Source organism: Micromonospora humida (assembly GCF_016901255.1).
In the GTDB taxonomy this organism is placed as follows: domain Bacteria; phylum Actinomycetota; class Actinomycetes; order Mycobacteriales; family Micromonosporaceae; genus Micromonospora; species Micromonospora wenchangensis.
This window is the reverse complement of sequence record NZ_JAFEUC010000004.1, coordinates 319,025-343,995: the sequence shown is the minus strand read 5'-3', so window position 1 is coordinate 343,995 and position 24,971 is coordinate 319,025. Positions and strand designations below refer to the sequence as shown.

Below are 24,971 nucleotides of genomic sequence, written 5' to 3'. Positions count from 1 at the left end.
ACCGGCCGGCGGCACGCTTTGCGGACATGACAGACGGTGCACGCGCCGCGACACGAACGGGGCAGCCACCCCGCGAGGCGGAAACGCACTGCCCGTACTGCGCGCTCCAGTGCGGCATGGTCCTGCGGGACACCGACGACGGCCGGATCGAGGTCCAGCCCCGACAGTTCCCCACCAATCGCGGCGGGCTGTGCCAGAAGGGCTGGACCGCCGCCGACCTGCTCGACCACCCCGACCGGTTGACCACCCCGCTGGTCCGCGATCCGTCCGGCACGCTGCGCCCGGCGACCTGGGCGGCCGCGCTGGACCGGATCGTCGACGGGCTGCGCACCGTCCAGCGGGCCCACGGGCGGGACGCGGTCGCCGTCTTCGGCGGCGGCGGGCTCACCAACGAGAAGGCGTACGCCCTCGGCAAGTTCGCCCGGGTGGCGCTGCGGACCCGGCACATCGACTACAACGGCCGGTGGTGCATGTCCTCGGCCGCGGCCGCCGGTCTGCGCGCCTTCGGCGTCGACCGGGGGCTGCCGTTCCCGCTGACCGACCTGGGCCGCACCGACACCCTGCTGCTGGTCGGGACGAACCCGGCCGAGACCATGCCGCCGCTGATGCGGCACGTGACCGACCAGCGGGCCCGGGGCGGCCGGCTGATCGTGGTCGACCCCCGGCTCACCGCCACCGCCCGCCAGGCCGACCTGCACCTGCAACCGCTGCCCGGCACCGATCTCGCGGTCGCCAACGCGCTGCTGCACATCGCGCTCACCGAGGGGCTGATCGACCGGGAGTACGTCGCCGCCCGCACCGAGGGCTTCGACGCGGTACGCCGTACCGTCGCCGAGTACTGGCCGGCCGAGGTGGAACGGCTCTCCGGGGTGCCGGTGGCCGACCTGGAGGCGACCGCCCGCGCGCTCGGCACCGCCGGTTCGGCGATGATCCTCACCGCCCGGGGCGCCGAACAGCACGCCAAGGGCGTCGACACGGTCAGCGCCTACGTCAACCTCGCCCTCGCCCTCGGTCTGCCCGGCCGCCCACACTCCGGGTACGGCTGCCTCACCGGTCAGGGCAACGGCCAGGGCGGACGCGAACACGGCCAGAAGTCCGACCAGCTCCCCGGCTACCGGAAGATCGACGATCCGGCCGCCCGCGCCCACGTCGCGGGGGTCTGGGGCGTCGACCCGGCCGAGTTGCCCGGCCCCGGGGTGCCCGCCTACCAGTTGCTCGACTCGCTCGGCACCCCCGACGGCCCCCGCGCGCTGCTGGTCTTCGGCTCCAACCCGGTGGTCTCCGCGCCCCGGGCCGCCCGGGTCGAGTCCCGCCTGCGCGGGCTGGACCTACTGGTGGTGGCCGATTTCCTGCGCTCCGAGACGGCCGAACTGGCCGACGTGGTGCTCCCGGTGGCCCAGTGGGCCGAGGAGGACGGCACGATGACCAATCTGGAGGGTCGGGTGCTGCGCCGCCGCGCGCTGCGTCGACCGCCGCCCGGCGTCCGCACCGACCTGACGGTCCTCGCCGACCTCGCGGCCCGCCTCGACGCCCCCGACCCGGTGCCGACCGGCCCCGCCGCCGGTCCCGCCGTGGACCGCTTCCCCACCGACCCGAGGGTCGTCTTCGCCGAGCTGCGCCGGGCCTCCGCCGGTGGCGTCGCCGACTACGCCGGGGTGAGCTGGGAGCGGATCGAATCCGCCGACGGGGTCTTCTGGCCGTGCCCCGACCCGGACGGACCGGACTCCCCCCGGCTCTTCGCCGACACGTTCCCCACCCCGACCGGCCGGGCCCGGTTCCACGCCGTACGGCACCGGCCGGCGGCCGAGCCGGTCTGCGCCGACTATCCGCTGCACTTCACGACCGGGCGGGTACTCGCCCAGTACCAGTCCGGCACGCAGACCCGGCGGGTCGACGCGCTGCGCCGGGCCGCCCCGCACGGCTTCGTCGAACTGCACCCCGACCTGGCCACCCGGCTCGGCGTCGGCGACGGCGACGAGGTACGGGTCGCCTCCCGCCGGGGTGAGCTGCGGGCACCGGCCCGACTCAGCCCGACCATCCGGCCGGACACCGTCTTCGCCCCGTTCCACTGGCCCGGGGCGGCCCGCGCCAACTCGGTCACCAACGACGCCCTCGACCCGGTCTCCGGGATGCCCGAGTTCAAGATCTGCGCGGTCCGGGTGGAGCGGGCATGACCGGCCACATCGTGATCGTCGGGTACGGCATGGCCGGTGCCCGGCTCGCCACCGAGCTGCACGCCCGCAACGGGGACCGCAAGGTCACCGTGCTCGGGGCGGAACCGCACCGGGCGTACAACCGGATCATGCTGTCCACGCTGCTGGCGGGCAAGGTCGACGAGCCCGACGTGGAGCTGGCCGAGGTCGCCGGGCAGGGCACCGACGTGCGGACCGGCGCGCCGGTCACCGCGATCGACCGGGCGGCCCGCACGGTGCGCACCCCCGACGGCGACCTCGACTACGACCACCTGGTCCTCGCCACCGGCAGCCGGGCCGTGGTGCCCCCGCTGGCCGGCCTCGACCCGGCCGACCTGCCGCCCCGGGTGGCCGTCTTCCGTACCCTGGCCGACTGCCGCCGCATCCTCGCCACCGCCCGCTCGGCGCGCACCGCGCTGGTGCTCGGCGGAGGGCTGCTCGGCCTGGAGGCGGCGCGCGGGCTGGCCGCCCGGGGGCTCGCGGTGACCGTGGTCCACCCCCACCCGCACCTGATGGAACGGCAGCTCGACCCGACCGCCGGCGCGGTGCTCGCCGGCACGCTGGCCGGGCTCGGCGTGGCCACCCGGCTGGGGGTGCCGGCGACCGGGCTGGCCAGCGACCCTGACGGGGTCCGGCTCGACCTGGCCGACGGCACCGCCCTGCACGCCGACCTGCTGGTGCTCTCCTGCGGGGTCCGTCCCGACACCGACCTGGCCGCCGCCGCCGGGCTGGCCGTCGACCGGGGGGTGCTGGTCGACGACCGGCTGCGCACCGCGGACGAGGCGATCTCGGCGATCGGCGACTGCGCACGGCCACCCGGCCAGGGCCCGACCGGGCTGGTCGCGCCCGCCTGGGCGCAGGCCCGGGTGGTGGCCCGGCTGCTCACCGGCGAGGACCCCGCCGCCCGCTACCGGCCCCGGCCGGTGGTCACCCGGCTCAAGGCCGCCGGGATCGACCTGGCCGCGATGGGCGACCCGGCCGGCGGCCCCGGCGAGGAACTGACCTTCGCCGACCCGACCCGGGGGACGTACGCCCGGATACGCATCCACCACGACCGGCTCACCGGGGCGATCCTGCTCGGCGACAACCCGGCGGTCGGCACGGTGGTGCAGCTCTTCGACCGGGGTGCCCCGGTCCCCACCGACCGGCGGGCACTGCTGCTCGGCCGGTCGATCGGCAACGCCCCCGCGACACCCGCCGCGTCCCCGGCGCTGATGCCGGACGCGGCAACCGTCTGCCAGTGCAACGACGTCGACAAGGGCACCCTGGTCCGCTGCTGGCGGGCCGGCGCCCGGACGGTCGACGAGGTGGTCGCCGCGACCCGGGCCGGAACCGGCTGCGGCGGCTGCCGGCAGGCCGTCGGCGGCATCGTCGACTGGCTGTCCGGAGTGGACTCGGTGGGGACGACCCGATGACCGTGATGACACCACGAGGAGGTGACCCGATGACCGGTGGACGTTTGGTCGTCGTCGGCAACGGCATGGTCGGCCAGCGGTTCGTCGAGGCGCTGCGCGCCCGCGACCACGACCGGCACTGGCAGGTGACGGTGCTCGCCGAGGAATCCCGCCCGGCGTACGACCGGGTCCGACTGTCCGCGTTCTTCGACGGGGTCACCGCCGAGGAACTGAACCTGCACACCCCCGACGACGGGGTGGAGCTGCGCCTCGGTGAGCCGGTCACCGGGATCGACCGGGACCGGCGGGTGGTGACCACCGCGACCGGGGAGCACCCGTACGACGCACTCGTGCTGGCCACCGGGTCGTACCCGTTCGTCCCGCCGGTGGCCGGCACCGACCTGCCCGGCGTCTTCGTCTACCGCACCCTGGACGACCTGGAGGCGATCCGGGAGCACGCCCGGGGCCGGTCGACCGGGGCGGTCATCGGCGGTGGCCTGCTCGGGCTGGAGGCCGCCAACGCGCTGCGCCTGCTGGGGCTGCGGACCCACGTGGTGGAGTTCGCGCCCCGGCTGATGCCGGTGCAGGTCGACGAGGCGGGCGGGGCGATGCTGCGCCGCTACGTCGAGGAGCTGGGCGTCACCACCCACCTCGGGGTCGGCACCACCGCGCTGCGGCCCGGCCCGGCCGGCACGGTCGCCGCCCTGGACCTCTCCGACGGCGGCACGGTCGACGCCGACCTGGTCGTGGTGGCCGCCGGTATCCGGCCGCGCGACGAGCTGGCCCGCGCCGCCGGCCTGGCCCTCGGCCCACGCGGCGGGGTGCTGGTCGACGCGGCCTGCCGCAGCGACGACGAGCGGATCTGGGCGGTCGGCGAGTGCGCCGCCGTCGACGGCACCTGCCACGGTCTGGTCGCCCCCGGGTACGCGATGGCCGAGGTGGTGGCCGACCGGCTGCTCGGCGGCGCGGCCACCTTCCCCGGCGCGGACAGTGCCACGAAACTCAAGCTGCTCGGCGTCGACGTGGCCTCGTTCGGTGACGCCCACGGCACCACCCCGGGCTGCCTGGACGTCACGTTCACCGACCCGGCCACCCGCTCGTACGCGAAGCTGGTCCTCTCCGACGACGCGCGGACGCTGCTCGGCGGGGTGCTGGTCGGGGACGCGACCGCCTACCCGACGCTGCGGGCCAGCGTCGGCGGCCCGCTGCCCGCTCCCCCGTTGACGCTGCTCGCCCCGGCCGGCGAGGGCGGCGGCGGGGTGACCGCGCTGCCCGGCGCGGCGCAGGTCTGCTCGTGCAACGCGGTGACCCGCGACGACATCGACGCGGCGATCGCCGGCGGGGCATGCGACGTGCCGGCGTTGAAGGCGTGCACCCGGGCCGGGACGAGCTGCGGCTCCTGCGTTCCGATGCTCAAGCAACTGCTCGACGCGGCCGGGGTGCAGCAGTCCACGGCGCTGTGCGAGCACTTCGACGCCAGCCGGCAGGAGTTGTTCGACATCGTCCGGGTGCGCGGCATCCGGACGTTCTCGCAGCTCGTGGCCGAGCACGGCCGGGGCCGGGGCTGCGACGTCTGCAAGCCGGTGGTGGCCTCGATCCTCGCCTCGCTGGGCACCGGCCACGTGCTCGACGGCGAGCAGGCGTCACTGCAGGACACCAACGACCACTTCCTGGCCAACCTGCAACGCGACGGCAGCTACTCGGTGGTGCCCCGGATCCCGGGCGGCGAGATCACCCCGGACAAGCTGATCGTGATCGGCGAGGTGGCCCGCGACTTCCAGCTCTACACCAAGATCACCGGCGGGCAGCGGATCGACCTGTTCGGTGCGCGGGTCGAGCAGCTCCCGCAGATCTGGCGGCGGCTGGTCGACGCCGGCTTCGAGTCCGGCCACGCGTACGGCAAGGCGCTGCGCACGGTGAAGTCCTGCGTCGGCGAGACCTGGTGCCGGTACGGGGTGCAGGACTCGGTCGGCCTGGCCGTCGCGCTGGAACTGCGCTACCGGGGACTGCGCGCCCCGCACAAGCTCAAGTCCGCCGTCTCCGGCTGTGCCCGGGAGTGCGCCGAGGCGCGCAGCAAGGACTTCGGCATCATCGCCACCGACACCGGCTGGAACCTCTACCTCGGCGGCAACGGCGGCTTCCGGCCCCGGCACGCCGACCTGTTCGCCACCGACCTGACCACCGAGGAACTGATCACGCTGATCGACAGGTTCCTGATGTTCTACGTCCGCACCGCCGACCGGCTGCAACGCACCTCCGCCTGGATCGAGGCGATGGACGGCGGCCTCGAACACCTGCGCTCGGTGATCGTCGACGACTCGCTGGGGCTCTGCGCCGAACTCGACGCGGCGATGGCCCGGCACGTCACCTCCTACTCCGACGAGTGGCGCGACGTGCTCGACGACCCCGACCGGCTGCGCCGGTTCACCTCGTTCGTCAACGCCCCCGACGTGCCGGACCCGTCGATCACCTTCGCGGTGGAACGCGGCCAGCCGGTGCCGACGCGCGACACCCGGCCCGCCACCGTCCCACCCGACGGGGGCGCACCACCCGACGGGGCACCCGCCCGACGTCGCCAGCCGGTCGCCCTCGGCCTGCCGGAGGTGCGGCGATGAGCGGCACCGTCACCGTCGACTGGACCCGGGTCTGCCCGCTGGACCGGCTGGAGCCCGAACGGGGCGTCGCCGCTCTCGTCGACGGCGTCCAGGTGGCGATCTTCCGGATCGACGACGAACTGTTCGCGGTGGACAATCTCGACCCGCTCAGCCGCGCGTACGTGATGTCGCGGGGCATCGTCGGCAGCCGGGACGGGGCGCCCACCGTCGCCTCTCCCCTGCACAAGCAGGTGTACGACCTGCGAACCGGGCTCTGCCTGGACCTGCCCGGGGTGACCCTGCCCCGGTACGACGTCCGCTGCCGGGACGGCCTGGTCGAGGTGCGGCTGCGACAGGAGGAGTGATGCGGGACGAACTGGCCGGCTTCACCATCGGGGTGACCGCCGACCGGCGACGCGACGAACTGGCCGCGTTGCTGGAACGGCGCGGTGCCCGGGTGGTGCTCGCCCCGGCCCTGCGGATCGTGCCGCTGGCCGACGACACCGACCTGCGGGACGCCACCCGGGCCTGCCTGGACCGGCCGCCGGACGTGCTGATGGCCAACACCGGCATCGGCATGCGCGGCTGGCTGGAGGCGGCCGAGGGCTGGGGGTTGGCCGAGCCGCTGAAGGGCGTGCTGTCCCGGGCCTACGTGGTGGCCCGGGGCCCCAAGGCGCGGGGGGCGATCCGCGCCGCCGGCCTGCACGACCAGTGGTCGCCGGCCTCGGAGAGCTGCGAGGAGGTGGTGGAGCACCTGTGCCGGCGCGGCGTGGCCGGGCAGGTGATAGCCATGCAACTGCACGGCGACCGGCAGCCGGAGTGCACCGAGGCGCTGGAGGCGGCCGGCGCCACGGTGATCGAGGTGCCCGTCTACCGGTGGGCCCCACCGACCGACCCGGCCCCGCTGCACCGGCTGATCGACCTGGTCGCCGGCCGTCTGGTCGACGCCGTCACCTTCACCTCCGCCCCGGCGGCGGAGGCGCTGCTGCGGGCCGCCGGGGACCGGACCGAGACGGTCCTGGCCGCGTTGCGCGGGGACGTCCTGGTCAGCTGCGTCGGCGCGGTGACCGCCGAACCCCTGGTCCGGCGGGGGGTGCCGGTCAGCGCGCCGAGCCGGGCCCGGCTCGGCGCGCTGGTCCGCACCATCGTGGACGAGCTGCCCCGCCGTACCGTCACCGTGAAGGCGGCCGGGCACCTGCTGACCCTGCGCGGGCACGCCGCCGTCATCGACGGGGAACTGCGCCCGCTGGCCCCCGCCCCGATGGCGGTGCTGCGGGCCCTGGCCACCCGGCCCGGCCGGGTGCTGTCCCGGACGGAACTGCTCCGCACGCTGCCCCGGGGGGCCGACGAGCACGCGGTGGAGATGGCGGTCGCCCGGTTGCGGGTGGGGCTGCGCGCGCCCCGGGTGGTGCAGACCGTGGTCAAGCGCGGCTACCGGCTCCGGGTGGAGTGACCCGGGTGCCCGCCCCACCGTCACGCGGCGGGGCGGGCCGGGTCAGGTTCAGCCCACCGGGGTGGGGAAGCCCCGTCCGTGCTCGGCCTGGAGCCGGATCATGGCGTGTTCCACCACGGTCACCAGCACCTGCTTGACCGACTCGCGGTCGCGGGCGTCGCACATCACCAGCGGCACGTCCGCCGAGATGGCCAGCGCCTCCCGGACCTCCTCCGGCTCGTACAGGTCCGAGCCGTCGAACCGGTTCAGCGCCACCACGTACGGGAGTTTGCGGTTCTCGAAGTAGTCCAGCGGGGCGAAGGCGTCGGTGATCCGGCGGGTGTCCACCAGGACGGCGGCGCCCACCGCGCCCCGGATGATCTCGTCCCACATGAACCAGAACCGGGTCTGGCCGGGCGTGCCGAACAGGTACAGGATCAGGTCCTGCGCCATGGTGATCCGGCCGAAGTCCATGGCGACCGTGGTGGTCTCCTTGCCGGGCACCTTCGACGGGTCGTCGATGCCGACACCGGCGGCGGTCATCAGCGCCTCTGTGGTCAGCGGCGTGATCTCGGAGATCGCCCCGACCAGGGTCGTCTTGCCCACGCCGAAGCCGCCCGCGACCACGATCTTCGCGGAGACGATTCCCCGGCTCTGGCGCGACCCGGCGGGGTCATAGCCTGCGAAGTCCACTTAGCACCCTTCCAAGGATTTCCATTCGCTCCTCGAACCCCTCGGCGGGAGCGGCAGTGTGTAGCGTGAGCAGACCGTCGGCGACCAGGTCGGCGACCAGCACCCGGGTGACGCCCAGTGGCATCCGGGTGTACGCGGCGATCTCCGCCAGCGACTGCGCCCGTCCCTCGCAGACGGTGGCGATTCGGTACTTGTCGTGCCCGGCGAAGCGGGACTCGGCCACCTGGGTCGCGTTGGAGCTGAGCACCGCCTCCAGCGCGATGTCCCGGCTCGGTTCGGTGCGGCCCCGGGTGACCGCGTACGGACGTACCAGCGCTCCACGTGGGTCCCGCCGGGGGTCCATCCCTCGATCACCTCCTCCCGCCCGGGTCCGGGCCCGGATGCTTCGTCACTCGGGCCGGACGCGGTCGCGCCCGGCCCCCGCCGTGGCTACGAACGCACAGCGTCCCGCGGCAGCGGCACCAGCGCCGCGCCCACCCGCTCGACCAGCAGCGCCATCTCGTAGCCGACCTGACCCACGTCACAGCTGCGGGCGGCGAGCACCGCCATGGACGACCCGTCGCTGATCGACATCAGGAACAGGTAGCCGCTGTCCATCTCGATCACTGTCTGCAGCACCCCGCCAGCGCTGAACATCCGGGCGGCACCCTCGGTCAGACTCACCACGCCGGAGGTGATCGCCGCGAGCTGGTCGGCCCGGTCGGCGGGCAGGTCCCGCGAGGAGGCGAGCAGCAGCCCGTCCGCGGACACCGCCACCACGTGGGCGATACCCGCCACGCTGTCGGCGAAGTTGGTGAGCAGCCAACCCATGTCCTGCATGGCAGCTGGCCTGTTCATCGGTTCGTCTCCTTGGTCGAGGTGCTGTTGGGGTCCGCGCCCGCCGTGCGACCGCGCTGCACGCCGCGGTGGTAGGCCGAGAGCAGGCCGCGTACTTCGTCGGGGGTGCGGCGGCTGCGGTCCCGGCCGCTCTTCGGCTCGATCCCGCCGGGCACGAGCTGTGCCTGGGGAACCCGCTTGGGCAGGCCGGACCGGGTGGTGCCGGCGTTGGCCGGCTCGGCCGCCTGGCTGGCCCGGGTCCAGCCGTCGTCGGCCGCCGTCCGCCACGCGTCGGCGTCGGTGGCCGGCGGGGTCGCCGGTGCCTCGGGGGCGGCCGGCGGGGGTGTGCCGTATGTCGGCGACGCGGTGGCGGCGGGCGGTACGGGACCGGTCGCGGCCGGCGGAACGGGACCGGTCGCGGCGGGCGGAACCGGACCGGTCGCGGCCGGCGCTTCCGGGGCGGCGGGCGTCACGGTCGGCGTGCCGGCGGCGGTCGGCGCGGTCGGCACCCGGGTGGGCAGCGGCGGGCGCGACGGCGTGGTCGCGCCGTTCGGGCGGGCCGGGGCGGTCGGCGGCTCCTCGTCGAACCGGGGCCGGGTGAAGATCGCGGTGGCGTCGTCCCCGTGGGACCGGAACCACACCGCCTCCATCTCCCGGAAGATCGGCGAGTCGGCCGGCCGGTCCGGTCGGGCCACCACCGGCGTCGACGGGGCCGGCGGGGCGTACGAGGTGGCCGGCGCGGTGTACGGCTGTGCGGCGGGGGCGGCGTACGCGGCCGGCGGGGCGGCCGGGGCGAACGACGCGGCGGCGGCCGGGGCGAACGGGGTCGCCGCCGGTGCTCCCGCGTACGGGGCCGCGGCCGGTGCGCCGGCGAACGGCATGGCGCCCGCGCCATACGACTCCGTCGGGTGCGGTGCGGCACCGGCGACCGGGCCGGTCGGCAGCACCGGGGCGGGCTCGCCGGGCGCGGCCCGCCGTGGCAGCGGGTCGATGGTCGGGTTCGCCACCGTGGGGCTGCCGGCCGAGAACGCGTTGAATCCGGAGTCGGCGGTCGCCGGGGTGGGGGCCGGGGCGAACGGCGGGGCGGAGACCGGCCCGCCGAACTGCACGGCGGGGGCGGTGTCCCGGGCGTCCACCGGCGGCTGCCAGGGGGCCGGGGCCGGCGGGGTGTTGCGCCACTGGTCAGTCAGGGTCGCCGACGCGCTGCGGGCCCCGTTGAGGGCCCCACCGATACCGGCGGGGGCGGGCGGCTGCTCGACCGCCAGCGGCTGACGGGGCCGGCTGATCGCCTGGTCCCGACCCCGGTGGGCGGGGAGCACCACGGTGGCGTTGGGCAGCGTCACCTGGGCGACGGTGCCGCCCTCGACGTTGCGGCGCAGCTCCACCCGGATGCTGTACCGGCTGGCGAGCCGGCTGACCACGGCGAGACCCATCAGCCGGAAGGCGGCCACGTCCACCGTCGGCGGGGCGGCGAGTCGGCGGTTGAGCGAGTCGAGCTGCTCGTCGGTGAGGCCGAGGCCACGGTCCTCGATCTGGATCAGCACGTAGTCGCGGATGCGCCGGCCGTCGGCGACCACCGTGGTGGTGGGCGGCGAGAAGCGGGTGGCGTTGTCCAGCAGCTCGGCGACGAGGCGTACCACGTCGTTGACGGCGTGGGCGGCGACCGAGATGTCGGTGTCGACGGTGCCGAACTCGATCCGGTTGTACAGCTCCACCTCGGACTGGGCGGCGCGCAGGACGTCGACCAGTAGCGCGTCGTCGCGGCGCGGCACGGCCGAGTCGGCACCGGCCAGGACCAGCAGGTTCTCGTCGTTGCGGCGCATCCGGGTGGCGAGGTGGTCCAGCTCGAAGAGCTGGGCGAGCCGCTTCGGGTCCTCCTCGCCGCGCTCGATCGCGTCCAGTTCGCCGATCATCCGGTCGACCAGGGTCTGACTGCGCCGGGCCAGGTTGAGGAACATTGCCGAGACGCTGGTCCGCAGCGCCGCCTGCTCGGCGGCGACCCGGACGGCCTCCCGGTGCACGACGTTGAACGCCAGGGCCACCTGGCCGACCTCGTCCCGGTTGGTCAACCGGATCGGGTCCCGCACCTGGCGGACGATCTCGTCGACCCCGCCGTCGCCGACGCTGCCCATGTTCTGCAGCCGCTTGACCGCGTCCGGCAGGTCGTGGTTGGCCACCGACAGCGCGCCCTCCCGCAGCCGGCGCAGCGAGTGGTTGAGCGAGCGGGCCAGCACCACCGCGAGGGTGATCGCCACGATGAGGGTGAGCAGCACCAGCACCGTCTCGATGACGGCCTGCTGGATGACGTCGCTGCGAGCCTGCTCGGAGCGGGTGAGCAGGGTGTCCTGGAGCTGGATCTCGGTCCACCGCATCAGGTCGTTGACCGCGCCGATCGCGGCGCTGGCATCACCGGCGCTGACCGGGCTGCGCTGACCGACCGAGCGGGTGATGTCGGCGGCCACCCGGTCGGCGAGGCCGACGGCGTCACCGGAGACCGCGCTGTTGACGAGTGCGCGCTGGGTGGGGTCGGCGGCGAGGGCGAAGCCGAGCAGCGCCTCCTGCTGGCTGGTCAGGGTCGCCACGAAGGAGGAGAACTGCTCCTCGTCGAGGCGTCCGCCGACCAGCGCGGTGTAGGCGACCGCCTCCTCCTCGGCGACGGCCGACTTGGCCCGGCTGAACGCGGCCACCGCGCGGCGGGCGTCCGCGAGGCTCTCCTGGCCGGGCAACTGGGCCAGGGTGTCGCCGTACGAGACCAGGTCGGTGAGGATCACGCCGTACCGCAGGGTGGCCTCGGCGACCGGCATCTGCCGGCGGTCGAGCACCTCCTGCCGGGTCGCGTCGAGCGTGCGCAGGTGGTCGTCGATCACCTTGAGCCGGTCCCGTACGGCGGACGGGACCTCGCCGAGGTCGGCCCGCTCGGCCCGGTACTCGTTGATCCGCTCGCCGGTGGCCCGCACCCGCAGGTTGTAGTCGTCCGGGCGCAGCTGCGGGTTCGCCAGGTAGGCGGCGGCCGCCATCCGTTCCTTGTGCAGATCCTGCGTCAGCGCGGAGACGTCGATGGACAGTGCGGTCAGCGACCGGATCTGGGTCGCGTCGACAGCACCCTCAGTAGTGGAAACAAGTCGGATTGTTGCCAACGCGATGACCGCGGCGACCGGTACGACCAGAATGAGGGCGAGCTTGGAACGAATCCGCGCATCCCGCAACCGGGGCAGTCGGCGTTCCCGTTCGGGTCGGGCGTTTTCGCCTGGCTCGGGCAGGGTCGTCGGTCCGGTGCTCACGACATCGCCTCCGTCGTATCTTCCATACGCCTGACCCGCCGACCCGCGCCTGGTGCGACGGACAGCGCCACGCGCGGCACGGCCGCGATTTCATCAGAGAAGATCCTGTTTGGGAAGCCGCGTTCGGACAGGAATCGGGCGACCAGTGGTCTGGTCACCATTTTCCCTGCTGAGCAGGCCACCCCTGAACAGGGCATGTCACTCCAGAGTGTTCGTTCGCCTCTGATGAGTGAGCATGGGTAAATATCTGATGTCCCCACAATGTGAGATTCGCGTCCCGAAACCGCCGTCAGCATCGCGCTTGACCGCACGCCCCCGCATTGGCAAGGTTTTGCAGGCTTTCGCGCACACCGTACGGCACACAATCCCGTTTCTCCACTGAGGACGGACTAGCGGCGGTGACCGGGCTCCGCCCGCGCCGCACCTGGAGGACTGAGTTGAGCCCCATCCGCTCCGCGACCATCGTGGCGCTCGCATCGGCCGTGCTGGCCGCCACGCTCACCGGCTGCTCGTTCGGCGCGGCAGAGAAGGACAGCAGCCCGATCACCATCGCCGCCGATCTCGAACTCTCCGGTGTCGCCGCACCGGTCGGCAAGGCGTACCAGCGCGCCCTGGAACTGAAGGTCGACCAGTTGAACTCGTCCGGCGCCCTGGGCGACCGGAAGATCAGGCTGGTGGTCAAGGACAACCGCTCCGACGCCGCCGAGTCGCTGCGCAACATCGGCGACTTCAGCAACGACGCCACGGTCAACGCCATCATCATGGGCGGTTGCAACCAGTGCGCCGTCGACGCCGTGCGCACCATCAACGAGCGGAAGGTCCCGACCATCGCGCTCGCCCCGTCCGGTGCGGTCGCCAACCCGGTCCCCGAACGCCGGTACGTGTTCAAGCTCGCGCCGAACGCGACCGACAGCGCCGCCGCGCTCACCGCCGAGCTGCGGCGGCGCGGGATCACCGAGGTCGGTGTCCTGCACAGCGACGACGACTACGGGCGTGAGGGCCTGACCGCGCTGGACGCCGAGTTCGGCAAGACCACCATCAAGCGGGTACGCGCCGAGGCCGTCCGCACCACCGACACCGAACTGGCCGCGCCGGTGCGCCGGCTGACCAACCGCGACCCCGCCGCCCTGATCATCTGGACCCCGCCGGAGCAGGCCACCCTCGCCGCCACCGCCGCCGACCAGTCCGGCTACGGCGGATCGCTCTTCTTCGACGCCGCCGCGGCCGGCGACCTCTTCCTGGGCGGTTCCGGCCAGGCCACCGAACGGGCCACGTTGATCTTCACGCAGACCATGGTGATCGACGACGTCATCGCCACCACCCCGGCCAAGGCCGCCCGTCGACAGTGGTTCCAGGACTACACCGCCCGGTTCGGCGGCTACAACGGACTGTCGTCGTTCGCCGCCGACGCCGTGCAGCTGATCGCCGACTCGGCGCTGCGCTCCGGCGGCTCCGACGGCAGGGTCGACCGCGACGGACTGCGCGACGTGTTGGAGACGTCCCAGCTCGACGGTCTGTCCGGGCCGATCCGGATGACCCCGGACAACCACTCCGGCCTGATGCCGCAGGCGTTGACCACGCTCGTCGCGCGCGGCGGCCGGTGGCGGCTGGCGGGCTGACCACCGCTCGCTGACGGGCCGACCCCGGGTGGGGTCGGCCCGTCAGTGGCGTCGGGGTGTCGCCCCGGGACGGGTCAGCGGGCCGAGGTGGTGGCCCGCACCCAGGGCAGGGCCAGCCGCTCCACCAGCGACAACGCCGAGTAGAGCAGGATGCTCATGGCGGCGATCAGCACGATCGCCGCCCACGCGGTCGCCGTGTCGCCGACGCCGTTGTACTGGAGGATCTGGTAGCCCAGCCCCGGCTTGTCAGAGTAGAACTCCCCGATCACCGCGCCGATCGCGGCCAGCGGCATCGCCACCTTCAGCCCGACGAAGATCTGCGGCAGCGCGGCCGGGAACCGGACCTTGCGGAACGACTGCCACCAGGAGGCGTTCAGTGACCGGGCCAACTCGGCCAGGTCGGCCGGGGTGGTGGTCAGGCCGGTGGCGGTGGAGAGCACGATCGGGAAGAAGCAGAGCAGGAACACCATGGTCAGGATCGGCTTGGTCCCCCAGCCGACCGAAACCACCAGCAGCGGCCCGAGCGCGATCTTCGGGACCGCGTTGATCGCCACCAGCAGCGGGGCGAACATCCGCTCGGCCCGCCGGGAGGCGGCCAGCGCCATCCCGATCAGCACCCCGGCGACCGCCGACAGCAGGAAGCCGAGCACCGTCATCAGCGTGGTCGTACCCAGCGCCGGGAAGAGCACGTCAGCCGAGGAGGTCAGTGACGTCCCGACCGCCTGCGGCGGCGGCAGGGACGCCGGGTGCACCAGGTGCAGCCCGGAGGTGACCGCCCACCAGACGGCCACGGTGACCACCAGGCCGAGCAGCGGCAGGCCGACCGTCGCGGGGCGTATCCGGGACCAGGGTGACCGGCCGGGCGTCGGGGGCACGGTCGGCACGGCGCTCGGCGGTCCGGCCGACCCGGGTACGGGACGGGTCCGGATCGACTCCGTCACAGGGTCCTCCTCTCCTGCCGGCACCAGGGCCGGCACACGACGGGGGTGCGCCCACCGGTCGTCCCGCTGGGTCGCACCCCCGTGGCACCGTCGGTGTCGGTCAGGCCTTCGGTACGAGGTCGAAGTTGATGATCTGGTCCGGCGTGATGTTCGACTTGAGCGCGCCGGCGCCCTGGAGGATGGCGATGCTCTTGGCCACCCGGTCGCTGTCCAGGGTGCCGATGGCGGTGCCGGAGTTGCTGGAACGGACGTAACCGGCCATCAGCTGCAGCTCGGCCGCGGCGGCGGCCGGGTTGGTGGCGGCCACGTTCTTCTTCAGGATGTCGGCCGCCTCCTGCGGGTTGGCCAGGGCGTACTCCAGGCCCTTGAGCAGCGCGGCGGTGAACTTCTTCACCTTGTCCGGGTTCTCCTTGGCCATCTTGCTGGAGGTGATCAGCGCGTTGCCGTAGAGGTCCTGCATCACGTTGCTGTACGGCAGCACGACGGGCTTCTTCTTGGTGACCGCCTCGACGGTCGGCTGGCCGACGACGAACTGGCCGATGCCGTCGACCTGGCCGGAGGCCAGCGTGCCCATCAGGTTCTGCGCCTGGTCGTTGACCCAGGTGACCTTGGTGTAGTCCACCCCGGCCATCCGGGCGTAGGTCGGGAAGAGGTTGCGCACGACGGAGCCGGGGGTGTCCGCGAGCTTCTTGCCCTCCAGGTCCTTGGGCGTGGCGATGTTCTTGCCCTCGACCGAGACGATGGCGGCCATGGTGCGCTGCTGGATCGCGGCCACCGCCACGAAGTCCTTGGCCTGCCCGTTGCCGACCTGGAGCAGGCCACCGGTCAGGTCGATCGGACCGAAGTCGGCCTGGCCGCCGACGATGGTCTGGATCACCGCGCCGGTGCCCTGACCGGGCTTGATCTCCACGTCGAAGCCGGCCTCCTTGAAGAAGCCCTTGTCCTTCGCCACCCAGGCGTAGGAGTCACGGCCGAAGTTGCCGAACGAGGTGAGGTAGGTCACCTTCTCCAGCGACGAGCCGTCGCCGGTCTTTGCATCCGCCGAGTCGGACCCGCCACTGCAGGCGGAGACCAGGGCGAGGGCGGTGGCCAGGGTGGCCGCGGCGACCGTGCGGGTCAGCCTTGTCATCTGTGCACCATGTCCTTTCCGACCGGGCGGTGTACCCGGAGGGGGTTGTCGGTCGGCGGCACGGCGTGAGGGGGCACCGAGCCGCCGTCGTGAAGGGACTCTTCGCTGGCACAGAGTACGAGACACTTACCGTCACCACACCAGGCGGATCGGGTTGCGGAACGGAAACAACTGCGTTCCACCCCGGACAGTGAGCGGCCAGCACGCTGGGGATATCCTTGTCGGATTCCTGACCGCCGAATCAGGGGAGACCGACGGCGATGATCCGACTGTCCGATGTGTCGCGTACGTTCGACGGCCGTTCCGGGCGGGTCGAGGCGTTGCGCGGGATCGACCTCGACGTGGCCGAGGGCGAGTTCGTCGCCGTGCTCGGCCGCTCCGGCTGCGGCAAGTCCACCCTGCTCCGGATGATCGCCGGGCTGCTGCCGGTCAGCGGCGGCGAGATCACCGTAGCCGGTAGCCGGATCACCCGGCCCCGCCGGGACGTCGCGATGCTCTTCCAGAAGCCGGCCCTGCTCCCCTGGCGCACCGTGCTCGACAACGTGCTGCTGCCGGCCGAGATCTTCGGCTGGAGCCGCGCCAAACACCGCGACCGCGCCCGCCAGCTGCTGGAACTCTCCGGCCTGGCCGGCTTCGAGAAACGCCTGCCGCACGAACTCTCCGGCGGCATGCAGCAGCGGGTGTCACTGTGCCGGTCGCTGATCGGCGAGCCCCGGGTGATGCTGATGGACGAACCCTTCTCCGCCCTGGACGCGCTCACCCGCGAGGAACTCTCCGGGGAACTGCAACGGGTGCACATGGAGACCGGCGCGACAGTCGTCTTCGTCACCCACTCCATCGACGAGGCGGTGCTGCTGGCCGACCGGGTGGTCGTGCTCAGCCCCCGCCCCGGCCGGATCCGCAAGATCGTCGACGTGGACATCCCCCGGCCCCGTACCCTCGGCCGCAACGCGCACCTGGCCGACGTCGCCCGGGTCAGCGCCGACCTGCACGAACTGCTGATGGAGCGGGACCTGCCGGCGACAGCCGGGGTGGAGGGATGATGACCGTGCGGGTGGCGATCTTCACCGAACCCCACCGGGGTGCCAGCTACGACGACCAGCTCCGGTTCGCCCAGCTCTGCGAGGCCGGCGGCTTCGACGGGTTCCTGCGGGCCGACCACTACCGGGCGATGGGCGACGAACCCGGGCTGCCCGGCCCCACCGACGCCTGGCTGACCCTGGCCGCGCTCGCCCGCGAAACCTCCCGCATCCGGCTCGGCACCCTGGTCACCTCGGCCACCTTCCGGCTGCCCGGCCCGCTGGCCGTGATGGTCGCCCAGGTCGACCAGATGAGCGGCGGACGGGTCGAGCTGGGCATCGGCGCCGGCTGGTACGAGCGGGAACACACCGCCTACGGCATCCCCTTCCCCGGCGTCGGCGAACGCTTCGACCGGCTCGCCGAGCAACTGGAGATCGTCACCGGGCTGTGGCGCACCCCGGTCGGCGAGACGTACAGCTGGGCCGGTGAGCACTACCGGCTCGTCGACGCCCCGGCCCTGCCCAAACCGGTCCAGCAGCCCGGCCCGCCGGTCATCGTCGGCGGCCGGGGACCGAAGCGCACCCCCGACCTCGCCGCCCGGTACGCCGACGAGTTCAACATGCCGTTCAAGTCGGTCGAGGAGACCGCCGAGGCGTACGACCGGGTACGGGAAGCCTGCGACCGGGCCGGCCGGGCCGAGTCGGGGCGGGCCCCGCTGGTGCTCTCCGCCGGGATCGTGGTGGCGATCGGGCGCACCGACGCCGAAGCCCACCGCCGGGCCGCGCCGCTGCACGTCAAGAGCGCCCTGCCGCCGGAGGACCCGGTGGTCGGCTCCCCCGCCCAACTGGTCGACCGGATCGGCGAGTTCGCCGCGATCGGCGCGACCCGGGTGCACCTGCGGCTGATCGACCTCGACGACCTCGACCACCTGGAGCTCATCGCCGCCGAGGTGCTCCCCCAACTGGACGGAACCCGATGACCGACGTGACGCACGACCTCGAACTCGGCCCGGTCGGCCAGGAGATCGTCTTCGAGAACGACCGGGTGCGGGTCTGGCACATCCGGCTGGCCCCGGGCGAGCGGCAGCCGCTGCACCGGCACGACCACCCGTACCTGGTGGTCGCGATCGAGGGCGCGAAGAACGTGGTGCAGACGATCGACGGCACCCGGATCGACGCCGACGAACCCACCGGCGGGGTGGTCTACCGGGACCCGGGCGCCGTCCACATGCTCACCAACGTCGGGGACACGACCTACCTGGCCCGCCTGGTCGAGCTGAAGTAGTCGCTGGTAGAGCTTGGGTAACAGGTCGTCCCGGCCGCGCCGCGCCGCAGTGGCGATCGGGGGCACCGGGCCGTAACGTGCGCCACATGGCCTTTCGGACGTGGGGCAAACTGCTGCTCACCGCACTCGGGGTGAGCATGTTGGCCGGGGCCGGCCAACTCGGCATCGCGTACGGCTTCGGCATCGTCCGACTCACCGGCGACTTCACCGACGTCAACCGCTGGCCGGCCCAGCTCGCCTGGGTGGGCTGGTTCGCGGTGACCGCCGCCGTGGTCGGCGCGGTCCTCACCGGCCGGCTCGCCCGGCGCGAGGGACTGCCGGAGGGCACCCCCGTCCAGCTCGCGATCTCCGGTGTCGCCGCGCTCGGCGCGCTGGTCGTCGCCCCGCTCTGCATGCAGCCCGCGCGGGCCGCCGACCTGACCGCCGTCGACCCGGTCTGGGCGGTCGGCATCTGCGCGGTCGCCGGGGCGGTGGTCGGCGCGGGCGCCGCCTCGGCCGTCCTGCTGCGCCCCCCGCTGGGCTGGAACGTCGCCCTGCTGGGCGGGACGATCTGGCTGGTCGCGCTCCTGTCGGTCGCACCGGCGGTGCTGTCCAGCGAGCCGCTGCGCACCGTACGCCTGGGGGTGCTGGAACCCTCCTGGCTCGGGGCGGACCAGGCACAGCGGCTGGCTATGCTGCTGCTGCCCGTGATCGCGCTGGTGGCCGGCGCGGTGACCGGCGGGCTGGCCCGGCGACGGGGACACCCCCCGCTGACCGGAGGGGCGACCGGGGTCGCCGGGCCGGTGCTGCTCGCCTTCGCCTACCTGACCGCCGGGCCGGGTGACCAGGTGGACCGGTACCAGCTCGCCCCGTACTACGGCGCGGTGATCGCGGTCGTCGCCGGCGCGCTCGGCTCGGTCGCCGCCACCGTGGCGCGCTGGCCGCTGCTGCCCGCCCGCGCCGCCCGCCGCGACGGCGGGACGGCGATCGAGCCGACCGACATCCTCGCCCCGCTGCCGGCCGTGTCCGACCCGGCCCGCACCGCCGCTGCCGGCTCCGGACCGGACCGGACCGGCCTGACCGGCTCCGATCTCACCGGCTCCGAGCTGGCCGGCACCGGCGCGGACGAGCCGGTCACCGTGGACCTGAGCGCCGCCACCCGCGCCCTCCACCCCGACCGACCGGACGCCGCCCGCTCTCGCGCCACCGACCGGCCCGCTGCCGCCGCCTCCGCGATGGCCTCCGGGTCCTCGGCCGACATCGCGTCGGGGGTCGGCGGGGTGCCGGCGGTACCGGGCACCGGTCCGGGGTGGCCGTCGCCTGACGCGCCGGGCACCGGCCGCCACCCGGCCCACTGGGACTGGCCGGACCCCGCCGCCACGGTCGCCGACCGGCACGCCTCCCGCACCACCCCACCCCCGACCAGGCCCGAACCGAGCCGGACCGGCGCGGCCCCGGCCGCTGCGGCCCCGACCGGCCTGACCCCGACCGGGGCGAGCACGACCGGGGCGACCTGGAGCGGCTCGACCCCGATCGAGCCGGCTCCGAGCCCGAACCGGCCGGCCCCGACCGGGCCGGACCCGGCGGCAGCCACCCCGGACGGGCCGGCCGGGGACGCACCGGATGCGACGTCGTCCGCGGGGGCGGGAGCTGGTCGGGCCGGGTCGCCGCGAAGCCGCTCAGGCCAGCGGAAGGCGGCAGCCGCCGAACAGGCGGGCAGCGAGGTCGGCGCAGTGCGGCCGGCAGCAGGTGCCGGGCCGGCCACCGGGGAGGAGTCCATGGCCACGCCCAAGCCCCGGGCGAAGCGGGCCAGCCGCGCCCGGTCCACCGCGACCGGAGCTGCGGCCGTCCCCGCTGGACGCCCCGAACCCTCGCCCGTCGCAGAGACAGGCGGTACCGGGGAGGACCGACCGGCCGGCTCCGGCCCGACCGGCAGCCCGACACCGGATGGCGTCAACGCCGCCCCGGTCGGCACGACGGCACCGGAGACCACCAGCCGGGGCGGCACCGCTGCGGCCACGCCGATCACCGAGGACGTGCCGCCGGTGGCCGGCGTACGGCACGTCGCGCCGGGTGGCGTCGAGGCCACCCCCCGCCCCCGCCACCACCTGCCGGATCTCGGCGGTACGGGTGGCCCGGCCGGTGCCCACCGGCCCGCACCGGCCCGGGCCGCCCTGCCGTTTCCCGAACCGGGTGCCACCGAGCAGACGGACGCCCCGAAGCCGGTCAGTCTCCGCTGGGAGCCGGAGGAGTCCAGCGGCACCGCGCCGGTGGACGGTCCGCCTGCCGACCCTGACCAGTCCGGGCCCGCTCCGGAGGACGGCAACGCGCCCGGCGACGGCAACGCGCCGGAGCAGACCGGGAAGGCCAGGGGCCGACGGGGACTGTTCCGGCGTAACCGCTCCCCGCAGGACGCCCCAACGGACGAAGTCGACCCGAAGTCGGCGACGCCGGACGACGAGTACGTCGACTGGGTCACCGGCCTGGGCAAGCCCCTGGCCGACAACGAACCGGACCGGGACAGCGGCCGACGCTCCCTGCGCACCAGCGGCCGCCACCACCACCGCGACTAACCCCCCACCCCCACTCCCCCCACCCAGCCCACCCCACCCCCGGTCTGCCCCCGGTGATCAAGAGCTTTGCGTCACCCCACCCGCCCGGCAAGACCTGACGCAAACCTCTTGATCACCGAACAACAACCAGGACGAAACGGGCGAGCAGCCGGCGGAGGGTGGTGATCAAGAGCTTTGCGTCATCCGCCGCGCGGAAACTGACGCGAAGCTCTTGATCACCGGAGCAGAACCGGTCAGGCGAGGGGGAGGTAGACGCGGTTGCCGGTGGAGCGGAACTCCGCCGACTTGGTCTGCATGCCCTGGGCGGCGTACTCCTTCAGCTCCTGGGTGATCTTCATGGAGCAGAACTTCGGGCCGCACATGGAGCAGAAGTGGGCGGTCTTCGCCGGCTCCGCCGGCAGGGTCGCGTCGTGGTAGGAACGGGCGGTCTCCGGGTCCAGCGACAGGTTGAACTGGTCCTCCCAGCGGAACTCGAACCGCGCCTTGGACAGCGCGTCGTCCCAGGCCTGCGCTCCGGGGTGCCCCTTGGCCAGGTCGGCCGCGTGCGCCGCGATCTTGTACGCGATCACGCCCGCCTTCACTTCGTCCCGGTCGGGCAGTCCGAGGTGCTCCTTCGGGGTGACGTAACACAGCATCGCGGTGCCGTACATGCCGATCATCGCGGCCCCGATCGCCGAGGTGATGTGGTCGTACGCGGGGGCGATGTCGGTGGTCAGCGGGCCGAGGGTGTAGAACGGGGCCTCGTGGCACCACTCCTGCTGGAGGTCCACGTTCTCCTTGATCTTGTGCATCGGCACGTGACCGGGGCCCTCGATCATCACCTGCACGTCGTACTCCCAGGCGATCCGGGTCAGCTCGCCCAGGGTGCGCAGCTCGGCGAACTGGGCCTCGTCGTTGGCGTCGGCGATCGAGCCGGGGCGCAGGCCGTCGCCGAGGGAGAACGTCACGTCGTAGCGGGCGAGGATCGCGCACAGCTCGCGGAAGTTGGTGTAGAGGAAGTTCTCCTCGTGGTGCGCCAGGCACCAGGCCGCCATGATCGAGCCGCCCCGGGAGACGATCCCGGTGACCCGGTCGACGGCCAGCGGCACGTACGGCAGCAGCACCCCCGCGTGCACCGTCATGTAGTCGACGCCCTGCTCGGCCTGCTCGATGACGGTCTCCCGGAACACCTCCCAGCTCAGCTTGACCGGGTCGCCACCGACCTTCTCCAGCGCCTGGTAGATCGGCACGGTGCCGATCGGCACCGGCGAGTTGCGGACGATCGCCTCCCGGGTCTCGTGGATCCGCTTGCCCGTCGACAGGTCCATCACGGTGTCCGCGCCCCACCGGGTGGCCCAGGTCAGCTTCTCCACCTCCTCGGCGACCGACGAGGTCACCGCCGAGGTGCCGATGTTGGCGTTGACCTTCACCAGGAACGCCTTGCCGATGATCGCCGGCTCGCACTCGGGATGGTTGACGTTGAGCGGCAGCACCGCCCGGCCGGCGGCGATCTCGTCGCGCACCAGCTCCGGCGGCAGCCCCTCCCGGATCGCCACGAACTCCATCTCCGGGGTGACCACCCCGGCGCGGGCGTACCGGAGCTGGGTGGGTCGCCTGGCGTCGACGCCGGCCAGCGGGGTGCCCGCGCCCCGGACCGGCGCGACGTCACCCCGCTCGGCGATCCACGGCCCGCGCAGCGGCGGCAGCCCCACCTCCGGATCCGAGCCGGGGCCCGACGTGTCGTAGAGGCGCAGCGGCGGGTTGTCCCCGGCCAGCTCCACCTCGGCGAACGGCACCCGGACGTCCGGCCGGGACCCCTCGACGTAGACCTTGCGACGTGCCTGCATGACAGCCTCCCTGATGGTCATCGGGACCAGCCGAAGTGGTCGAGCGGGCCGCGTCCCGCGCCCAGTTCCCAACCCCGCGCGCCGGTCAGCGCGCGGGTGACGTACTCCTTGGCGGTGGCGACCGCGACCGGCACCGGGTCGCCGGCGGCCAGCCGGACGGCGATCGCCGCCGAGAACGAACAGCCGGTGCCGTGGCTGTGCCGGGTGTCCACCCGGGGGGCGCGCAGCAGGGTGGTCGTCGCACCGCCGGCCAGCACGTCGACCGACTCGCCCGCCGCGTCGACGTCGCCGCCGGTGACCACCACGTACTCGGGGCCGCCGGCCGCCAGGGCCTGCGCCGCGGCGACCATCTCCTCGACCGTGGTCACCGGGCGTCCGGTGAGGGCGGCGGCCTCCGCGCAGTTCGGCGTCGCCACCCGGGCGTACGGCAGCAGCCGCTCGACCGCCGCCACCACACCGAGCCGGTGTCCGCTGGTGGCGACGAGCACCGGGTCGACGACGAGGTGCGGCAGCCGGCCCGCCTTCGCCGCCTCGGCCACCGCGTCGGCGACCGCCGGGGTGCCGAGCATCCCGGTCTTCACCGCCCGGACCGCGAAGTCGCCGAGCACGCTGTCGAGCTGCTCGGTGACGGTGCGCGGCGGCAGCGGCAGCACGGCGTCCACGCCCCGGGTGTTCTGCGCGGTGACGGCGGTCAGCACGCTGGTCCCGTACGCGCCGAGGGCGGCGAACACCTTCAGGTCGGCCTGGATGCCGGCGCCGCCGCCGGAATCGGAACCGGCGATGGTGAGCACTGTCGTCGGTGTCATGTCGTCTCCTCGGGCGACGCGTCGGTGATCGGGGTGCGGGTGGCGAAGACCCTGGTGAGGGTCGCCGCGACCGCGGTCGGGTCGGCGGCCCGCATGACCGCCCCGAGCACCGCCACCCCGACCGCGCCCGCGTCGACACAGGCCGTCACCTGCTCCGGTGTCTCGATCCCGCCCAGGGCGAGCACGGGCACCGGGCTGCGCCGGATCAGGTCGCGCAGCTTGTCCGGGCGCAGCGGTGGGCCGTAACCGGGTTTGCTGCGGGTGGGCCAGACCGGGGAGAGCGTCACGTAGTCCTCGGTGCCGAGTCGGGCCAGCTCCGCCGCGGCGTGGCAGGACCGGCCGACCAGCCCGACGGCCGGCGGCGGGTACGGTCCGGCGGCGGGCAGGTGGACGGCGTCCCCGTCCAGCGGGTCGGGGCCGGCCACGATCAGGGTGCCGCCGGCCTGCGTCAGGACGGCCCGCAGGTCGACGGCGAGGGCGGCCCGTTCGGCGCGGGGCAGGTCCTTCTCCCGCAGCACCACCCACCGCACGCCACCGCGTACCGCCCCCGCGACCACGTCGACGAGGTCGCCACGCGCCACCAGCCGGTCGGTCAGCAGCACCACCCCGCGCGGGGTCACAGGTCGGGTCTTCCGTCGTCGGGGGTGGAGGCGAGGGCGTGGAAGCGGCGGGGGATCCGCCCGGCGGTGTACGCGAGCCGCCCGGCCCGTACGCCGTACCGCATGGCGGTGGCCATCGCCGTCGGGTCGGCGGCCCGGGTGACGGCGCTGGCCAGCAGCACCCCGTCGCAGCCCAGTTCCATGGCGAGCGCCGCGTCGGAGGCGGTGCCGATCCCGGCGTCGAGGATCACCGGCACGTCGACGCTCTGCCGGATCAGCCGGATGTGGTGCGGGTTGGTGATGCCCAGTCCGGAACCGATCGGCGCACCGGCCGGCATCACCGCCGCGCAGCCGACGTCGGCCAGCCGGCGGGCCAGCACCGGGTCGTCGGAGGTGTACGGCAGCACGACGAACCCGTCGGCGACGAGTTCCTCGGCGGCCCGCAGCAGCTCCACCCCGTCGGGGAGCAGGGTGCGTTCGTCGCCGATCACCTCCAGCTTGACCCAGTCGGTGTCGAACGCCTCCCGGGCCAGCCGGGCCACCTTGACCGCTTCGGCGGCGGTGTAGCAGCCGGCGGTGTTGGGCAGCAGCCGCACCGCGCACCGGTCGAGCAGGTCGAGCAGGCCACCGGCGGTGCCGGGGGCGGTGTCGACGCGGCGCAGGGCGAGGGTGACCAGTCCGGTTCCGGAGGCCCGGATCGCCTGTTCCAGCACGTGCAGGTTGGCCGCGCCGCCGGTGCCGAGGATGAGCCGGGAGGTGAGGGTCCGTCCGGCGATGGTGAGGGGCATCCGGG

The 24,971-nt window shown here is 73.9% G+C and carries 20 protein-coding genes; 10 read left to right on the top strand and 10 right to left on the bottom strand.

Features of this window, described 5'->3' with window-relative positions:
• Positions 1-26: 26 nt before the first annotated feature.
• Genes JQX11_RS11235 through JQX11_RS11215 form a run of 5 tightly spaced genes read left to right on the top strand, consistent with a single transcriptional unit; the run spans position 27 to position 7,633 of the window.
• Positions 27-2,174, top strand: coding sequence for a molybdopterin oxidoreductase family protein (locus JQX11_RS11235; protein WP_204924889.1), 2,148 nt, complete (start codon positions 27-29; stop codon positions 2,172-2,174).
• Positions 2,171-3,607: an FAD-dependent oxidoreductase gene (locus JQX11_RS11230; protein ID WP_204924888.1), complete on the top strand. Its 1,437-nt coding sequence runs from the start codon at positions 2,171-2,173 to the stop codon at positions 3,605-3,607. Before JQX11_RS11235 ends, JQX11_RS11230 begins: the two co-directional genes overlap by 4 nt.
• Before the next feature lie 29 nt (positions 3,608-3,636).
• Entirely contained in the window at positions 3,637-6,201 is a 2,565-nt protein-coding gene (gene nirB, locus JQX11_RS11225) for a nitrite reductase large subunit NirB (protein ID WP_204924887.1), read from the top strand.
• The gene (gene nirD / locus JQX11_RS11220) at positions 6,198-6,545 is read left to right on the top strand and encodes a nitrite reductase small subunit NirD (protein WP_204924886.1); all 348 of its coding nucleotides are present in this window, start codon (positions 6,198-6,200) and stop codon (positions 6,543-6,545) included. Before nirB ends, nirD begins: the two co-directional genes overlap by 4 nt.
• Complete coding sequence (locus JQX11_RS11215) at positions 6,545-7,633, top strand: uroporphyrinogen-III synthase (protein ID WP_204924885.1); 1,089 nt, start codon at positions 6,545-6,547, stop codon at positions 7,631-7,633. Before nirD ends, JQX11_RS11215 begins: the two co-directional genes overlap by 1 nt.
• A 48-nt stretch (positions 7,634-7,681) precedes the next feature.
• Here the strand turns inward: JQX11_RS11215 and JQX11_RS11210 are convergent, their stop codons facing one another.
• The 4 genes from JQX11_RS11210 to JQX11_RS11195 form a co-directional block, all read right to left on the bottom strand.
• Entirely contained in the window at positions 7,682-8,305 is a 624-nt protein-coding gene (locus JQX11_RS11210) for a GTP-binding protein (RefSeq protein ID WP_088647419.1), read from the bottom strand.
• On the bottom strand, positions 8,286-8,648 hold the full coding sequence (locus JQX11_RS11205) for a DUF742 domain-containing protein (protein ID WP_204924884.1): 363 nt from the start codon (positions 8,646-8,648) through the stop codon (positions 8,286-8,288). Before JQX11_RS11205 ends, JQX11_RS11210 begins: the two co-directional genes overlap by 20 nt.
• A gap of 86 nt (positions 8,649-8,734) precedes the next feature.
• Positions 8,735-9,142, bottom strand: coding sequence for a roadblock/LC7 domain-containing protein (locus tag JQX11_RS11200; RefSeq protein ID WP_030329975.1), 408 nt, complete (start codon positions 9,140-9,142; stop codon positions 8,735-8,737).
• Positions 9,139-12,402 (bottom strand): sensor histidine kinase, encoded by a 3,264-nt coding sequence (locus JQX11_RS11195; RefSeq protein WP_204924883.1) that lies wholly within the window; start codon positions 12,400-12,402, stop codon positions 9,139-9,141. The genes JQX11_RS11200 and JQX11_RS11195 overlap by 4 nt, the downstream gene beginning before the upstream one ends.
• Positions 12,403-12,839: 437 nt before the next feature.
• Between JQX11_RS11195 and JQX11_RS11190 the strand changes: the two genes are divergently transcribed.
• Positions 12,840-14,021, top strand: a complete 1,182-nt coding sequence (locus JQX11_RS11190) for an ABC transporter substrate-binding protein (protein WP_204924882.1) — start codon at positions 12,840-12,842, stop codon at positions 14,019-14,021.
• A gap of 74 nt (positions 14,022-14,095) precedes the next feature.
• On the opposite strand, the gene JQX11_RS11185 is transcribed toward JQX11_RS11190, so the two are convergent.
• Together JQX11_RS11185 and JQX11_RS11180 are read right to left on the bottom strand one after the other, a co-directional pair.
• Complete coding sequence (locus JQX11_RS11185; protein ID WP_204924881.1) at positions 14,096-14,962, bottom strand: ABC transporter permease; 867 nt, start codon at positions 14,960-14,962, stop codon at positions 14,096-14,098.
• Between the two features lie 100 nt (positions 14,963-15,062).
• On the bottom strand, positions 15,063-16,091 hold the full coding sequence (locus tag JQX11_RS11180) for an ABC transporter substrate-binding protein (protein ID WP_204924880.1): 1,029 nt from the start codon (positions 16,089-16,091) through the stop codon (positions 15,063-15,065).
• A 260-nt stretch (positions 16,092-16,351) separates the two neighbouring features.
• Here JQX11_RS11180 and JQX11_RS11175 point away from each other — a divergent pair, with 260 nt between their 5' ends.
• From JQX11_RS11175 to JQX11_RS11160, 4 genes are all read left to right on the top strand, one after another.
• The gene (locus JQX11_RS11175; protein WP_204924879.1) at positions 16,352-17,134 is read left to right on the top strand and encodes an ABC transporter ATP-binding protein; all 783 of its coding nucleotides are present in this window, start codon (positions 16,352-16,354) and stop codon (positions 17,132-17,134) included.
• Between the two features lie 5 nt (positions 17,135-17,139).
• Entirely contained in the window at positions 17,140-18,090 is a 951-nt protein-coding gene (locus tag JQX11_RS11170; RefSeq protein ID WP_204925024.1) for an LLM class F420-dependent oxidoreductase, read from the top strand.
• The gene (locus JQX11_RS11165; RefSeq protein ID WP_145921730.1) at positions 18,087-18,395 is read left to right on the top strand and encodes a cupin domain-containing protein; all 309 of its coding nucleotides are present in this window, start codon (positions 18,087-18,089) and stop codon (positions 18,393-18,395) included. Before JQX11_RS11170 ends, JQX11_RS11165 begins: the two co-directional genes overlap by 4 nt.
• A gap of 86 nt (positions 18,396-18,481) precedes the next feature.
• On the top strand, positions 18,482-20,947 hold the full coding sequence (locus tag JQX11_RS11160; RefSeq protein WP_204924878.1) for a hypothetical protein: 2,466 nt from the start codon (positions 18,482-18,484) through the stop codon (positions 20,945-20,947).
• 233 nt (positions 20,948-21,180) lie between these two features.
• Here the strand turns inward: JQX11_RS11160 and thiC are convergent, their stop codons facing one another.
• Genes thiC through JQX11_RS11140 form a run of 4 tightly spaced genes read right to left on the bottom strand, consistent with a single transcriptional unit; the run spans position 21,181 to position 24,966 of the window.
• Entirely contained in the window at positions 21,181-22,773 is a 1,593-nt protein-coding gene (gene thiC, locus JQX11_RS11155) for a phosphomethylpyrimidine synthase ThiC (RefSeq protein ID WP_204924877.1), read from the bottom strand.
• Positions 22,774-22,790: 17 nt separating this feature from the next.
• Positions 22,791-23,579, bottom strand: a complete 789-nt coding sequence (thiD, locus tag JQX11_RS11150; RefSeq protein WP_204924876.1) for a bifunctional hydroxymethylpyrimidine kinase/phosphomethylpyrimidine kinase — start codon at positions 23,577-23,579, stop codon at positions 22,791-22,793.
• A complete protein-coding gene (locus JQX11_RS11145; protein ID WP_204924875.1) occupies positions 23,576-24,199 on the bottom strand; it encodes a thiamine phosphate synthase in 624 nt (207 codons plus the stop codon). Before JQX11_RS11145 ends, thiD begins: the two co-directional genes overlap by 4 nt.
• On the bottom strand, positions 24,196-24,966 hold the full coding sequence (locus tag JQX11_RS11140; protein WP_204924874.1) for a thiazole synthase: 771 nt from the start codon (positions 24,964-24,966) through the stop codon (positions 24,196-24,198). The genes JQX11_RS11145 and JQX11_RS11140 overlap by 4 nt, the downstream gene beginning before the upstream one ends.
• Positions 24,967-24,971: the final 5 nt, after the last annotated feature.

Excerpts from the sequence above, each read along its gene's own strand:
- thiC (WP_204924877.1), bottom strand. The coding sequence starts at position 22,773 with ATGCAGGCACGTCGCAAGGTCTACGTCGAGGGGTCCCGGCCGGACGTC.
- JQX11_RS11180 (WP_204924880.1), bottom strand. The coding sequence starts at position 16,091 with ATGACAAGGCTGACCCGCACGGTCGCCGCGGCCACCCTGGCCACCGCC.
- thiD (WP_204924876.1), bottom strand. The coding sequence starts at position 23,579 with ATGACACCGACGACAGTGCTCACCATCGCCGGTTCCGATTCCGGCGGC.
- JQX11_RS11200 (WP_030329975.1), bottom strand. The coding sequence starts at position 9,142 with ATGAACAGGCCAGCTGCCATGCAGGACATGGGTTGGCTGCTCACCAAC.
- JQX11_RS11235 (WP_204924889.1), top strand. The coding sequence starts at position 27 with ATGACAGACGGTGCACGCGCCGCGACACGAACGGGGCAGCCACCCCGC.
- JQX11_RS11230 (WP_204924888.1), top strand. The coding sequence starts at position 2,171 with ATGACCGGCCACATCGTGATCGTCGGGTACGGCATGGCCGGTGCCCGG.
- JQX11_RS11160 (WP_204924878.1), top strand. The coding sequence starts at position 18,482 with ATGGCCTTTCGGACGTGGGGCAAACTGCTGCTCACCGCACTCGGGGTG.
- JQX11_RS11140 (WP_204924874.1), bottom strand. The coding sequence starts at position 24,966 with ATGCCCCTCACCATCGCCGGACGGACCCTCACCTCCCGGCTCATCCTC.
- nirD (WP_204924886.1), top strand. The coding sequence starts at position 6,198 with ATGAGCGGCACCGTCACCGTCGACTGGACCCGGGTCTGCCCGCTGGAC.
- nirB (WP_204924887.1), top strand. The coding sequence starts at position 3,637 with ATGACCGGTGGACGTTTGGTCGTCGTCGGCAACGGCATGGTCGGCCAG.
- JQX11_RS11175 (WP_204924879.1), top strand. The coding sequence starts at position 16,352 with ATGATCCGACTGTCCGATGTGTCGCGTACGTTCGACGGCCGTTCCGGG.
- JQX11_RS11215 (WP_204924885.1), top strand. The coding sequence starts at position 6,545 with ATGCGGGACGAACTGGCCGGCTTCACCATCGGGGTGACCGCCGACCGG.
- JQX11_RS11165 (WP_145921730.1), top strand. The coding sequence starts at position 18,087 with ATGACCGACGTGACGCACGACCTCGAACTCGGCCCGGTCGGCCAGGAG.
- JQX11_RS11205 (WP_204924884.1), bottom strand. The coding sequence starts at position 8,648 with ATGGACCCCCGGCGGGACCCACGTGGAGCGCTGGTACGTCCGTACGCG.